Annotated in this window: 13 protein-coding genes; 3 read left to right on the top strand and 10 right to left on the bottom strand. The window is 59.6% G+C overall.

Going from position 1 to position 12646, the window contains the following annotated elements:
• Nucleotides 1-101: 101 nt before the first annotated feature.
• The 4 genes from DBR44_RS02890 to DBR44_RS02875 form a co-directional block, all read right to left on the bottom strand.
• Complete coding sequence (locus DBR44_RS02890; RefSeq protein ID WP_124641867.1) at nucleotides 102-407, bottom strand: c-type cytochrome; 306 nt, start codon at nucleotides 405-407, stop codon at nucleotides 102-104.
• Nucleotides 408-484: 77 nt separating this feature from the next.
• Nucleotides 485-1063: a YggT family protein gene (locus DBR44_RS02885; RefSeq protein WP_124641865.1), complete on the bottom strand. Its 579-nt coding sequence runs from the start codon at nucleotides 1061-1063 to the stop codon at nucleotides 485-487.
• A 6-nt stretch (nucleotides 1064-1069) separates the two neighbouring features.
• Nucleotides 1070-1873 carry a pyrroline-5-carboxylate reductase gene (proC, locus tag DBR44_RS02880; protein ID WP_124641863.1) on the bottom strand — a complete coding sequence of 268 codons (804 nt, stop codon included), beginning with the start codon at nucleotides 1871-1873 and terminating at the stop codon, nucleotides 1070-1072.
• Between the two features lie 76 nt (nucleotides 1874-1949).
• Nucleotides 1950-2645, bottom strand: a complete 696-nt coding sequence (locus tag DBR44_RS02875; protein WP_124641861.1) for a YggS family pyridoxal phosphate-dependent enzyme — start codon at nucleotides 2643-2645, stop codon at nucleotides 1950-1952.
• A gap of 160 nt (nucleotides 2646-2805) precedes the next feature.
• Here DBR44_RS02875 and DBR44_RS02870 point away from each other — a divergent pair, with 160 nt between their 5' ends.
• From DBR44_RS02870 to DBR44_RS02860, 3 genes are all read left to right on the top strand, one after another.
• Nucleotides 2806-3843 carry a type IV pilus twitching motility protein PilT gene (locus DBR44_RS02870; protein ID WP_124641859.1) on the top strand — a complete coding sequence of 346 codons (1038 nt, stop codon included), beginning with the start codon at nucleotides 2806-2808 and terminating at the stop codon, nucleotides 3841-3843.
• Between the two features lie 37 nt (nucleotides 3844-3880).
• Nucleotides 3881-5017 carry a PilT/PilU family type 4a pilus ATPase gene (locus DBR44_RS02865; protein WP_124641857.1) on the top strand — a complete coding sequence of 379 codons (1137 nt, stop codon included), beginning with the start codon at nucleotides 3881-3883 and terminating at the stop codon, nucleotides 5015-5017.
• Between the two features lie 63 nt (nucleotides 5018-5080).
• Nucleotides 5081-6706: a response regulator gene (locus tag DBR44_RS02860; RefSeq protein WP_124641855.1), complete on the top strand. Its 1626-nt coding sequence runs from the start codon at nucleotides 5081-5083 to the stop codon at nucleotides 6704-6706.
• 45 nt (nucleotides 6707-6751) lie between these two features.
• On the opposite strand, the gene DBR44_RS02855 is transcribed toward DBR44_RS02860, so the two are convergent.
• The 6 genes from DBR44_RS02855 to rsmA all read right to left on the bottom strand — a co-directional run bounded on the left by DBR44_RS02855 (nucleotide 6752) and on the right by rsmA (nucleotide 12618).
• Nucleotides 6752-7963, bottom strand: coding sequence for an EAL and HDOD domain-containing protein (locus DBR44_RS02855; RefSeq protein WP_124641853.1), 1212 nt, complete (start codon nucleotides 7961-7963; stop codon nucleotides 6752-6754).
• 258 nt (nucleotides 7964-8221) lie between these two features.
• A complete protein-coding gene (locus tag DBR44_RS02850; protein WP_103525711.1) occupies nucleotides 8222-8956 on the bottom strand; it encodes an amino acid ABC transporter ATP-binding protein in 735 nt (244 codons plus the stop codon).
• A gap of 5 nt (nucleotides 8957-8961) precedes the next feature.
• Nucleotides 8962-9633 carry an ABC transporter permease subunit gene (locus tag DBR44_RS02845; RefSeq protein ID WP_124641851.1) on the bottom strand — a complete coding sequence of 224 codons (672 nt, stop codon included), beginning with the start codon at nucleotides 9631-9633 and terminating at the stop codon, nucleotides 8962-8964.
• Nucleotides 9633-10376, bottom strand: coding sequence for an amino acid ABC transporter permease (locus DBR44_RS02840; protein WP_124641849.1), 744 nt, complete (start codon nucleotides 10374-10376; stop codon nucleotides 9633-9635). Before DBR44_RS02840 ends, DBR44_RS02845 begins: the two co-directional genes overlap by 1 nt.
• A 236-nt stretch (nucleotides 10377-10612) precedes the next feature.
• Nucleotides 10613-11512: a glutamate/aspartate ABC transporter substrate-binding protein gene (locus tag DBR44_RS02835; protein ID WP_124641847.1), complete on the bottom strand. Its 900-nt coding sequence runs from the start codon at nucleotides 11510-11512 to the stop codon at nucleotides 10613-10615.
• Between the two features lie 332 nt (nucleotides 11513-11844).
• Nucleotides 11845-12618 (bottom strand): 16S rRNA (adenine(1518)-N(6)/adenine(1519)-N(6))-dimethyltransferase RsmA, encoded by a 774-nt coding sequence (gene rsmA, locus DBR44_RS02830; protein ID WP_124641845.1) that lies wholly within the window; start codon nucleotides 12616-12618, stop codon nucleotides 11845-11847.
• Between the last annotated feature and the right edge of the window lie 28 nt (nucleotides 12619-12646).

Genomic DNA, 12646 nt, shown 5'->3' with positions numbered 1-12646 from the left:
TCACCTGCTGCTGACACTCGGTATAGCGCCAATCCAGGCTGGTAACAAGCCTGTCACATGAAAAAGGCGGCCAAAGGCCGCCTTGCGCTACTGCATGACGCTTATTTTTGCGCCAGAACCCATTTGACCAGGGTCTTGATGTCGGCATCGCTGACCTGGGCATTCGGCGGCATCGGGATCGGGCCCCACACACCGGAACCACCAGCCTTCACCTTGGCGATCAGCTTGGCTTCAGCACCCTTGTCGCCAGCGTATTTCTTGGCAACGTCCTTGTAGGCCGGGCCAACTACCTTGTGATCAACCGCATGACAGGACAGGCAGTTGTTCTTTTGTGCCAGCGCCTGATTGGCCATGGCCGGAGCGGCAGCAGTACCCAGCAGCAGGGCAGCAAGCAGCATTTTCTTCATCACGATTCTCCAGATCATTGAGGAAATTACACTACATCTTTTCAGATGCGGCAGAGCATGACAAATAAACATATTTGTTACATCGCCACCTTGAGTTGCATCAAGAAGCTGCTTTCCAGGAAATGCACCGGCAGCATCAAAATGACCTGGATGATCAGGAAGAGAATCAGCGGCGACAAATCGACCCCGCCCACGGCAGCGCGGCGGAAGGGGCGGAGAAACGGGCGGGTCAGCGCATCCAGAATCGGGCTGAGCGGATTATAGGGATTCACCCAGCTCAGCACCGCCTGCACGATGACCGCCCCCATCAGCAGGGTCAGCGACTGCTTGAATACATCCAGCACCGCCAGCAGCGACAGGGCCAGCCAGGTTTCCGGCGCGGCCAGGGTGTACATGGGATTGAGCGCCAGAATGATCACGCTGGAAACCATGCTGACCAGCCAGGCCAGCAGCATGGTGGCACTGTCGTAACCACGCAGCGAAGGCAGCAGCTTGCGCAGCGGCAGCACGGCGAAGTTGGTGGCCGCCATGACAAACTGGCACAGGGGGTGTTTGAACGGCGCCCGCGCCACCTGCAGGTAAAAACGCAGCAGCAATACCAGCACGAACAGGTCGGCGATGGTCTTGATCAGAAATTGCACGGTTTCCAGAAACATGAAGCTTTAATCCTGACTGAGTTGTTGGCCCATTTCGATGGAGCGGTCACGGCAGTCCATGGCACCGGCGATGATGGCCGCCTTGACGCCTTCTGCCTCGAAGCGGCCGATGGCGCGTTCGGTGGTACCGCCCTTGGACATGACATTGGTGCGCAGGGTGGCCACCGGCAGCGGGCTCTGGCGCGCCAGCTCCACCGCACCGTCAAAGGTGGCCAGCACCAGCCGGCGCGCTTCGTCGGCAGCAAAACCAGCTTGCTCGGCGGCTTCGATCATGCTTTCAATAAAATAGAAGACATAGGCCGGGCCACTGCCGGAAACGCAGGTAATGTCGTCGATGCCTTCTTCCTTGTCCAGCCATACCGTGATGCCGGCCGCCAGCATGATGGTCTCGGCATGGTCGCGGTCGGCGGCGCTGGCACCACCGGCGGCATACAGGCCGGAAACACCCTTGCCCACCATGGCCGGGGTATTGGGCATCACGCGCACAATGCGCTCGCTACCCAGCCAGCGCGCCATGGCATCGCAGCGGATGCCCGCGGCGATGGACAGTACCATGCCGCCATTCAGACGCGGGGCCAGTGCCTGGCAGACTTCCTTGAGCTGCTGCGGCTTGACCGCCAGCAGCACGATATCGTCGGCCGACAGCTGTTCCGGCAAATCGCTCGACGTGCTCACGCCAAAATCACGGGCCAGTTCGGCCAGCTTGGCGGCATTCGGGTCCACCACGTGGATATGATGGCCGCCCTGCTGGTGGAGGCCGCCGATGATGGCCGTGGCCATATTGCCGCCGCCGATGAAGGTAATCTGCATTGCCTATTTTTCCTCTTTGACTCTTGTATGCGGTCCGGCCGCGCTGCATGCCGGTTGCCCGCTTATGAATGCCAACCTATGAATGATAGTGCCGCGCACCGAAAATGGCAGTACCGACGCGCACCATGGTGCTGCCCGCAGCGATGGCCTGTGCCATGTCAGCGGACATTCCCATGGATACAGTATCCAATGCGAGGCCAGCAGCACGCAATTCCTGTTGCAATTGCTGCAGCAGGGCAAACTGGCCGGCCAGTCTGGCGGCATCCTCGGTAGGCTCCGGAATGCACATCAGCCCGCGCAGTTGCAGGCGGGGCAACGCCGCCACCGCCAGGGCCAGTGCCTTGGCTTCCTGCGGGGCGCAGCCGCTCTTGCTGGCTTCGCCGGACACATTCACCTGCACGCACACTTGCAAGGGCGGCAGGCTGTCCGGCCGCTGCTCGGACAGGCGCTGGGCGATCTTCAGCCGCTCGATGGAATGCACCCAGTGCGCAGCTTCCGCCACGATGCGGGTCTTGTTGGATTGCAGCGGGCCGATGAAGTGCCACTCGATGTCCAGCGCAGCCAGCTCTGCCGCCTTGGTCTGCAGCTCTTGCACATAGTTTTCGCCAAAGGCCCGCTGGCCGGCGGCGTAAGCCTGTTGCACGGCACTGGCGGGAAAGGTCTTGCTCACCGCCAGCAGGCGGACGCTGCCGGCCGTGCGCCCGGCGGCGGCTTCGGCGGCGTGGATCTGCTGCCGGACGTGTTCGATGGCGTGTGCGACGGAATCGCTCATGGTGTTCCTTGTGGCGATGGCGGGCTGTCTCTACAAAGAAAACAGCAGGACGTGCCGCTTAGATTGCTGTCCACATATCCTTTTGCAACAGCTTGCGCTTACAATCGCAAAAAAACGTTAGCGTCATGCCCACCGCCGGGTAATCGTGGAGAAATTATAAATGGAAATTTCCGAGCTCTTGGCTTTTACCGTCAAGAACAAGGCATCGGACCTGCACCTGTCCGCTGGTCTGCCACCCATGATCCGGGTACATGGCGACGTGCGGCGCATCAATCTGCCGCCGCTGGATCATCATGATGTGCACGATATGGTGTACGACATCATGAACGACTACCAGCGCAAGATTTTCGAAGACGAGTTCGAGTGTGACTTCTCCTTCGAACTGCCGGGCATTGCGCGCTTCCGGGTCAATGCCTTTGTGCAGAACCGTGGCATGGGCGCGGTGTTCCGTGTGATTCCGTCCAAGGTGCTGACGCTGGAACAGCTGGGCGCGCCGAAGATCTTCCAGGATATCGCCAGCTATCCGCGCGGCCTGGTGCTGGTGACCGGCCCGACCGGCTCGGGTAAGTCCACCACGCTGGCGGCGATGGTGGATTTCGTCAACGAGAACAATTATTCGCACATCCTGACGGTGGAAGACCCAATCGAATTCGTGCATGACAGCAAGAAATCGCTGATCAACCAGCGTGAAGTCGGCTTGCAGACCCACAGTTTTTCCAATGCGCTGCGCTCGGCGCTGCGTGAGGACCCGGATGTGATCCTGGTGGGCGAATTGCGCGATCTGGAAACCATCCGCCTGGCGCTGACCGCAGCGGAAACCGGCCACCTGGTATTCGGCACGCTGCATACCAGTTCGGCCGCCAAGACCATCGACCGTATCGTCGACGTGTTCCCGGCCGGTGAAAAGGAAATGGTGCGCTCCATGCTGTCGGAGTCGGTGCGTGCGGTGATTTCGCAGACCTTGCTCAAAACCAAGGACGGCAATGGCCGGGTTGCTGCCCATGAAATCATGATAGGCACGCCGGCCATTCGTAACCTGATCCGCGAAAACAAGATCGCCCAGATCAATTCGATGATCCAGACCGGCCAGCAACACGGCATGCAGACACTGGACCAGTGCCTGCAGGAGCTGGTGCGGCGCAATATCGTGGCCCCGAACGAGGCACGCCAGAAGGCGGCATCCAAGGATGCGTTCTAAACTTCAGCAGGCAAGCTAGCCAGCCCGGATGGCCATCATGGAAAAAGACCAGGCATCAAAATTCATTCACGATCTGCTCAAGCATGCGGTGGGCAAGAATGCCTCCGATATCTTCATTTCCGCCGAATTTCCCCCGGCCATGAAGATAGACGGCAAGATCACCCCGGTGGCCCCACAGCCGCTGTCGGCCCAACACACCAAGGAGCTGGTGCGTTCGGTGATGAATGACCGCCAGACCGAAGAGTTCGAGTCGAAAAAGGAAGCCAACTTCGCCATCAACCCGCCGGGGCTGGGCCGTTTCCGGGTCAGCGCCTTTATCCAGCAGGGCTGTGCCGGCATGGTGATGCGCAAGATCAATACCGAGATTCCCACCTTCGACAAGCTGAATTTGCCGGAGGTATTGCAGGACATCGCGCTGATCAAGCGTGGACTGGTGATTTTCGTCGGCGGTACCGGTTCGGGTAAATCCACCTCGCTGGCGGCACTGGTGGACTGGCGCAACAGCCACAACCAGGACCACATCATCACCATCGAGGACCCCATCGAATACGTGCATCAGCACAAGAAGTGCATCGTGACCCAGCGCGAGGTGGGCGTGGATACCGAAGACTGGGAAATCGCGCTGAAAAACACCCTGCGTCAGGCGCCGGACGTGATTCTGATGGGTGAGATCCGCGACCGGGAAACCATGGGCTACGCGTTGCAGTTTGCCGAAACCGGCCACCTGTGCCTGGCCACACTGCACGCCAACAATGCCAACCAGGCACTGGACCGCATTCTCAACTTCTTCCCGGAAGAGCGGCACCAGCAGGTGCTGATGGATTTGTCGCTGAACATGCGCTCCATCATTTCGCAGCGACTGTTGCCGATCAAGACTGGCCGTGGCCGGGTGGCGGCAGTGGAAATCCTGCTGAATACGCCGTTGATTTCCGACATGGTGTTCAAGGGTGAAATTGCCGGGCTGAAGGAAGTCATGGGCCGTTCGCGCGAGTCCGGCATGCAAACCTTCGACCAGTCGCTGTTCGACCTGTTCGAAGCGGGCTATATCAGTTATGAAGACGCGCTGCGCAATGCCGACTCGATCAACGACCTGCGTCTGAAAATCAAGTTGTACAGTGAAAGCTCCAAGGGCCGCGATCCGCTGGAAGGCATCGATCATCTGGATATCGTCTGAGATATGCGCACAACCCGTGCACGTCGGCACCCACGGTGCGGCGCGCCGGCTGGAAAATAGCTGATGTACTTTGACGAAAACACCACCGTCCTCATCATCGAGGACTCCCTCACGGTACGCCAGAGCCTGCGCACCATGCTGTCCATGGCCGGCATTACCCGCTCCGATGCCGTCAGCAGTGCGGCAGAAGGGCGCGCACGCCTGAAGGGACGCCGCTTTGATGTTGTGCTGTGCGACTACAATCTGGGTGACGGCATGGATGGCCAGGAGCTGCTGGAAGCACTGCGCAAGACCGGCACCCTGCCACTGTCCACCATCTGGATCATGATTACCGGCGAGCGCAAATACGAGCGGGTGGTGGCAGCGGCGGAAATGGCACCGGACGACTACATCCTCAAGCCCTTCAACTCCAATCTGCTGTTGACCCGCATGAACAGCGCACACCGGCGCAAGTCCTTCCTGGCACCGGCACACGAGCAGCTGGAAAAGGGCAACCGCAGCGCCGCCATCAGCACCCTGCAGCAACTGGTAGCCGCCGCCCCCGGCCCGATGAATCGCCTCGATGCCAACCGGCTGTGCGCCGAACTGCTGGTGACTGAAGGGCGGCAGGGCGAAGCGCTGCACATCTATCAGGCGCTGCTGGAAAGCAAGGTGATTCCCTGGGCCAAGATGGGCGTGGCGCGCATCCAGGCCGACCAGGGCATGCAGGGCGAGTCCAGCGAGCTGCTCAAGGAAATCATCCAGGATGCACCGCTGTATACCGATGCCTACGACTTGCTGGCGCAGAACCTGATCGACGAGGGCCAGTACGCCCAGGCGGTGGATGTACTGGAAAAGGCCGTGAATATCTCGCCGCGCAATTTTCACCGGCTGAAAAGCTGCGGCACGGCGGCGCTGCGCTCCGGCGACCCGGAAAAAGGTGCGCAATACCTGCAACGTGCAGTGGAAATCGGCCGCAACAATAATTTCTTTGGCCCGGAAGTACTGATAGACCTGCTGCAGGCCTATTCCGAAACCGGCAACACCCAGTATATCGACCGCCTGCAGGCCGATATCAGCGCCAGCCTGGCCGAGCGCCCGGAAGCACAATTCACCCTGCTGACCTGCAAGGCGCTGACTGCGCTGGTACAGCAAAGAGCCGAAGAAGCACTGGCGCAATTGAAGCTGGCGGCCGACGATCTGCTCAAGTCCTTTGTCCATTTTGAATCGGCCCAGCGCTTTCTGGGTGCCGTGGTGCGCCTGCCGGAAACGCTGATCGAGCCTGAGCTGCTGGCCAGCTGGACCCGCACCATCACCATGCGCTTTGCCTACAGCCGCCATGAACTGGCCACGCTGCTGGAAATCGCCCGCAAGCATGCCCATTGCAGCGAGCTGATCGAACACGCTTATGCCGAACTGCAGGAACAGAGCAACAAGGCCGTGGAACTGACCACAGAAGGCCGCGCGGCCGAGGCCGGGCGCATGCTGCATGAAATGGCGATGCGCCTGTACAACGAGCGCACCGGCATGAATGCCTGCGCCATTCTGTTACGGGTACGGGAGCAGCTGCGCAAGAAAAACCAGGACACCAGCGAATACGACCAGATGCTGCGCGAGATGCTGGACTGGCTGCCCAGGGACAATGAACGGGTGCAGGGCTTGCTCAGCCGGCTGCATGATCAGGACGGCGCAGAAGCCAGATCGGCCTAATGACGCGGGCAGCAGGCCGGTGTGGTGCGGCAGGCTGCCCGGTGTTTACTTCCACATGCTGTTGACCCAGTCCAGCGCCTGGGTTTCCACCCGCATCAGCACTTCCGGGTCGTAGCCTGCCGGATGCGGGGCGGCATCGTCTTCCAGACTCAGCGCCACACGCAGCAATTCGCCCAGCACATGGCGGCCTTCCAGTACGGCTTCTTTCAGGCTGTCCTCAATCGGCAGGCTGGCAATCACCTCGGCCTTGGGCTGCTGTACCAGCACATCCACCAGCGACAGCATGCCTATCATGAAGGCACTTTCCCTGACATCGCGCCGCTCCGGATAGCAGGCTTCGGCCAGCAGCTCCATGATGCGGCCGCGCGTGGCCGCCAGCTCCAGCAGCGGGTTGCGCTGCGGCTGGATATCGGTGGCATTGCTGGCAAACAGCAACAGCATTGACCAGCGCTTGATCTTGGCCCGCCCCAGCAACATGATGGCCTCGCTCACCGAGGCCACCGGCCGTCGGGTCGCGGCCGAGGCCGTCGAGCTGAGTTTCATCAGCATCAGCACCACGTCCGGTGCCAGTTTCAGCGCCTGGGACAGCTCGTCGTTGTCGGCATCGCTCATCAACAAGCCCAGTAGGCTGAGCATGGCATGCTGGCTGGCATTGGCCTGGCGGGTGGACAGCACGGTGGGGCGCGCAAAGAAATAGCCCTGGAACCACTGGATGCCCAGCTCGCGGCACAGTTCGAACTGCTCTACCGTATCCACCTTCTCCGCCAGCAGAATGCCGGGGAAGCCCGCCAGATCGGCCACCAGCTGACGCAATTGCAGCAGGTTGAGTGCCACCAGGTCGATCTTGACGATGTCCACCAGCGGCAGCAGGGCCAATCTGTCGGCATCCAGCTCCACCACATCATCCATCGCCAGCCGGAAACCCTTGCGCCGCAGCTCGGCCAGTCGCTCCAGCAAGGGCGGCGTCACCTTTACCGTTTCCAGGATTTCCAGCACCACCTTGTCACAAGGCAGCACATCCAGCAGATCATCCATCAGCAGGGTTTCGCTGACATTGATGAAGCCCAGACGGTCACCCAGCACCTCGCCCACGCCCAGATCGACAAAGGCATGCCGGATCACCGCCGTGGTCGCCATCACGTCGTCGTCGACCCTGGCGACATTGGCCTGGCTGGAGCGGAACAACAGTTCGTAAGCCACCAACTGCTGGTTGGCATCAACGATGGGCTGACGCCCAAGATAGCGGGTTGAATACATGGACTGGTCTGGCTGGAAAGGTTAGCGCTATCGTCAGTGTAGGCGCGGTGCAGAGAGGTTAGCAGGTAATTTTCTCCAATGATAATACATTAACGTTTACATCATTTGTAAGTATTATCAACTAATAACAATAACAATGTCATAGCCATGGCGCTATTAAGCAATATTGGGAAAATATCCTGCTTAGTTGCCTGAGCAAGCCTACCGGCTCGGCATAAAAAAACCCGGCGTTGCCGGGTTTCTGGTTTGCTGCAGTGCTTAGTGTTGCAGAATCTTCGACAGGAACTGACGGGCACGCTCGGAGCGGGCATTGATGTCGCCAAAAAAGGCATCCTTGTCGCAGTCTTCCACGATGGCACCCTTGTCCATGAAGATGACGCGGTGTGCCACCCGACGGGCAAAGCCCATTTCGTGGGTGACGCACATCATGGTCATGCCTTCCTGGGCCAGCTCGGTCATCACGTCCAGCACTTCATTGATCATTTCCGGGTCCAGCGCACTGGTCGGCTCGTCGAACAGCATGGCGATGGGGTCCATCGCCAGCGCACGGGCGATGGCCACGCGCTGCTGCTGACCACCGGACAACTGGCCGGGAAATTTGTGGGCATGGGCTTTCAGGCCAACGCGATCCAGCAGCTTCAGGCCCTTTTCCCGCGCTTCGTCCTGGCTGCGGCCCAGCACCTTGACCTGGGCGATGGCCAGGTTCTCGGTGATGGACAGATGCGGGAACAGCTCGAAATGCTGGAACACCATGCCGACACGGCTGCGCAGCTTGGGCAGATCGGTTTTCGGATCGCCCACCGCGATGCCGTCGACAATGATTTCACCTTTCTGGAAAGGTTCCAGCGCATTGACGCACTTGATCAGGGTGGATTTGCCGGAACCGGACGGCCCGCACACCACCACCACCTCGCCTTTTTTGACGCCGGTGGTGCAGTCGGTCAGTACCTGAAAGTCGCCATACCACTTGCTTACATTGTTGATGCTAATCATCGCGCTCATACAGCAAACCTTTTTTGCAGACGCTTCACCCATTGCGACGCGCCGAAACTGATCACGAAGTAAACCGCACCGGCAAACAGCAGGAATTCATGCGGCAAACCAACGACATCGCCCTTGGAGCGGGCGGTATTGAGAAAGTCCATCAAGCCCACCGCATACACCAGCGAGGTGTCCTGGAACAGGATGATACTTTGCTGCAGCAAGAGCGGCATCATTTTGCGGAAAGCCTGCGGCAGGATCACCAGCCGCATGGCATGGCCATAACTCATGCCCAGCGCGTAGGCGGCATTGATCTGCCCGCGCGAAATGGACTGGATGCCGGCGCGGACGATTTCGGAGAAATACGCCGCCTCGAACATCACGAAGGCCACCAGGCAGGAGGTAAAGGCCCCCACCGGGGTCAGGTCGCCGGTGATCCAGCTCAGTACCATGGGCACCACCAGGTAGAACCAGGAGATGACCAGCAGCAGCGGTATCGAACGGAAGTAATTGACGTACCACTTGGCCAGCCGCGACAGCAGCAGGTTGTCCGATAGTCGCGCCAGCGCCAGCAGGGTGCCCAGTACCACGCCGCCGCCCACTGCCATCACCAGCAGTTTGAGCGTCAGCACCATGCCATCGGCCAGGCCGGGCAGGGCGGGGATGATCTGACTGAAATCAAGGGCCATTATTTGCTACCTCCCATCATGCCGGGAATGCGCACCCGCTTTTCCACCCAGGCCATGAAGCCCATCAGGCTCATGTTGAGGACAAAGTAGATCAGCGTTGCCAGGGTGAAGGCTTCGAAAATATTGGCGGAAAACTCGGCGGTTTGCTTGGTTTGCGCCAACAGCTCCATCAGGCCAATCAGCGAGGCCACCGAGGAGTTCTTGAAAATGTTCAGAAACTCGCTGGTCAGCGGCGGAATGATGATGCGGAAAGCCTGCGGCAGCAGCACGAAACGGTAGGCCTGCGCCGTGGAAAAGCCCATGGCCAGCGCCGCATTGTTCTGACCGCGCGGCAGCGCCTGAATACCGGTACGTACCTGCTCGCAAACGCGGGCGGCAGTAAACAGGCCCAGGCACACCACCACCGACAGATAGGCGGATGCCGCCGGGCTGATGCCCTGCTTGAACCACATTTCCAGCGGCGTGGGCAGCAGGTCCGGTACCAGGAAGTACCAGATGAACAACTGCACCAACAGCGGCACGTTACGGAACAACTCGACATAGGTGGTGGCGATGGTGGGCAGCAGCTTGCCCGGCAGGGTGCGCATGACACCCAGTACCGAGCCCAGCAGCAGGGCAATCGCCCAGCCAGCCAGCGCCACGGCAATAGTCCAGCCCAGACCGGAAACAAACCAGTTCAGGTAGATTTCACTGCCGACACCGGTGGACTTGAAAAAAATACCCCAGTCCCAGTGGTAGTTCATGTTTTTCTCCTGATGCAAGCAGACGCAAGCGTCTGCTGCCGACAGCCGCATGCCTCCCGGTAGCGGGAAACCATGGGAGTCGGATGAAGTCCCTGCCTGCTCTTGGGCAGACAGCAAAGGCAGATGCGCCACCGCCCCGTGCTGCCGTTATAGCCGGTAGCACGGAGGGAAAACAGGCAGGCAGCAATTGAGCCGGCATCTGCCGGCTCATCATCTGCACTACAGCAAGGGATCGCTTATTCGGCGGCCTTGTCGGTCGGCTTGGCGATCAGTTCCTTCACCACTTCGGACATCGGGAAGCTCAGGTTCAGGCCCTTGGGCGGAACCGGGCTGGTGAACCACTTGGCGTAGATCTTGTTCACTTCGCCGGACTTGTAAGTGGCCTTGATGGCGTCGTCCACTACCTTCTTGAAGGCAGCGTCGTCCTTGCGCAGCATGCAGCCATAGATTTCAAACGACTGCGGCTTGCCGGTGACCACCCAGTTGGCCGGGCTCTTGGCCTTGGCCATTTCGCCGTACAAGAGGGCATCGTCCATCATGAAAGCCACGGCACGGCCGGATTCCAGCATCAGGAAGGATTCGCCATGATCCTTGGCAGAGATGATGCTCATGCCCAGTTGCTTGTCGGCATTCATGGCCTTGAGCAGACGCTCGGAAGTGGTACCGGCGGTGGTGACGACGTTCTTGCCTTTCAGGTCGGCAAAGTCTTTCACACCGGAGGTCTTGGCGGTCAGCAGGCGGGTGCCGATTTCGAAGATGCCCACCGAGAAGGCCACTTGCTTCTGGCGCTCGACGTTATTGGTGGTGGAGCCACATTCCAGATCGACCGTACCGTTCTGTACCAGCGGGATACGGGTCTGCGAGGTCACCAGATTGTACTTGACCTGCAGGTTCGGCATTTTCAGCTCTTTCTTCACTTCTTCGACAACCTTGTTGGCCAGATCGACCGAGTAGCCAATGGGCTTCTGGTTATTGTCGTAGTAGGAGAAAGGAATGGAGGCATCGCGGTTGCCCAGTACGATGACACCGGACTCCTTGATTTTCTTCAGGGTGCCGGTCAATTCGGCGGCAAATGCCGGGGTGCTGGCCAGAGCGGCCAGGGTTGCTGCAGAGATAAGACGGGTGCAAAGCTTCATATAAGTTTCTCCTGGGGTCCTTGATCGATCACTGCCCTTAGCCCGAAGACCGCGGACACTGCTGTTATAGGCTGGATTATCCAGCAGCAGGTAACAGGCACAGCCAGGCTGGTACGACCGGTAAACCCCCGTTTACCTGCCAGCCGGACGCTGCCGGATGTCCTGCTTACAGTCACCGCCTCTTTATGCGGGCGGCTCTCCCTGTATTACTGCACACCCCGACCAGGCCGGGGTGAAAGGTTTGCGATTCTGCGGCCAGTGGCGACAGTATGCAAGCGGCACTGCAACAAGTGCCGCCAGCGGGGCAGCACTTGTCAATTTGTTGCGACAGTTCAGGCGGACAGGTGGTTCGCCATGCGGACAAAATCCTCCACGGCCAGGTTTTCCGGCCGCAGGCCCGGGTCTATGCCCAGCGCTTCGAAATCGGCCAGTTCCAGCACACCCTTCAGGTTGTTGCGCAGGGTCTTGCGGCGCTGCGAGAAGGCCTTGGTCACCAGTTCTTCCAATGCTTTTTCATCACGGGCCACACCGCAGCGTCCCGGGGCCGGAATCATGCGCACCACGGCCGAATCCACTTTCGGTGGCGGCCAGAAGGCATCCGGCGGCACGTTCAGCACCAGCTCCATTTCAAAGCGGTACTGCAGCATCACCGTCAGGCGGCCGAAATCGGTGGTGGAAGGCTCCGCCAGCATGCGGTCCACCACTTCTTTTTGCAGCATGAAGTGCATGTCGGTCACACGCTGGCCAAAGCTGGCCAGGTGGAACAGCAGCGGGGTGGAGATGTTGTAGGGCAGGTTGCCGACAATCTTGAACGCGCCATCGCTAATGGAGCCAAAGTCGAACTTGAGCGCATCGCCTTCATGGATGGTCAGGCGTTCCGGCGGGAATTCCTTTTTCAGGCGGGCGATGATGTCGCGGTCGATTTCCGCCACATGCAGATGCGGCAGGCGATCCAGCAGCGGCTTGGTAATGGCGCCCAGACCGGGACCGATTTCGATGACCACATCGGCAGGCTGCGGATTGACCGCGTGCACGATGTTTTCAATCACGCTGGCATCTTGCAGAAAATTCTGGCCAAAGCGTTTGCGGGGAATATGTTGGCTCATGGAAGCTCGAGATAAGAATTGCCTGAAT

The organism is Aquitalea sp. FJL05, assembly GCF_003852595.1.
GTDB classification, from domain to species: domain Bacteria; phylum Pseudomonadota; class Gammaproteobacteria; order Burkholderiales; family Chromobacteriaceae; genus Aquitalea; species Aquitalea aquatilis.
Note: the sequence above shows the minus strand (reverse complement) of the source record. Positions and strands in the feature narration are given on the sequence as shown.

Excerpts from the sequence above, each read along its gene's own strand:
- DBR44_RS02840 (WP_124641849.1), bottom strand. The coding sequence starts at position 10,376 with ATGAACTACCACTGGGACTGGGGTATTTTTTTCAAGTCCACCGGTGTC.
- DBR44_RS02865 (WP_124641857.1), top strand. The coding sequence starts at position 3,881 with ATGGAAAAAGACCAGGCATCAAAATTCATTCACGATCTGCTCAAGCAT.
- DBR44_RS02850 (WP_103525711.1), bottom strand. The coding sequence starts at position 8,956 with ATGATTAGCATCAACAATGTAAGCAAGTGGTATGGCGACTTTCAGGTA.
- DBR44_RS02855 (WP_124641853.1), bottom strand. The coding sequence starts at position 7,963 with ATGTATTCAACCCGCTATCTTGGGCGTCAGCCCATCGTTGATGCCAAC.
- DBR44_RS02845 (WP_124641851.1), bottom strand. The coding sequence starts at position 9,633 with ATGGCCCTTGATTTCAGTCAGATCATCCCCGCCCTGCCCGGCCTGGCC.
- DBR44_RS02835 (WP_124641847.1), bottom strand. The coding sequence starts at position 11,512 with ATGAAGCTTTGCACCCGTCTTATCTCTGCAGCAACCCTGGCCGCTCTG.
- proC (WP_124641863.1), bottom strand. The coding sequence starts at position 1,873 with ATGCAGATTACCTTCATCGGCGGCGGCAATATGGCCACGGCCATCATC.
- DBR44_RS02875 (WP_124641861.1), bottom strand. The coding sequence starts at position 2,645 with ATGAGCGATTCCGTCGCACACGCCATCGAACACGTCCGGCAGCAGATC.
- rsmA (WP_124641845.1), bottom strand. The coding sequence starts at position 12,618 with ATGAGCCAACATATTCCCCGCAAACGCTTTGGCCAGAATTTTCTGCAA.
- DBR44_RS02860 (WP_124641855.1), top strand. The coding sequence starts at position 5,081 with ATGTACTTTGACGAAAACACCACCGTCCTCATCATCGAGGACTCCCTC.
- DBR44_RS02890 (WP_124641867.1), bottom strand. The coding sequence starts at position 407 with ATGAAGAAAATGCTGCTTGCTGCCCTGCTGCTGGGTACTGCTGCCGCT.
- DBR44_RS02885 (WP_124641865.1), bottom strand. The coding sequence starts at position 1,063 with ATGTTTCTGGAAACCGTGCAATTTCTGATCAAGACCATCGCCGACCTG.
- DBR44_RS02870 (WP_124641859.1), top strand. The coding sequence starts at position 2,806 with ATGGAAATTTCCGAGCTCTTGGCTTTTACCGTCAAGAACAAGGCATCG.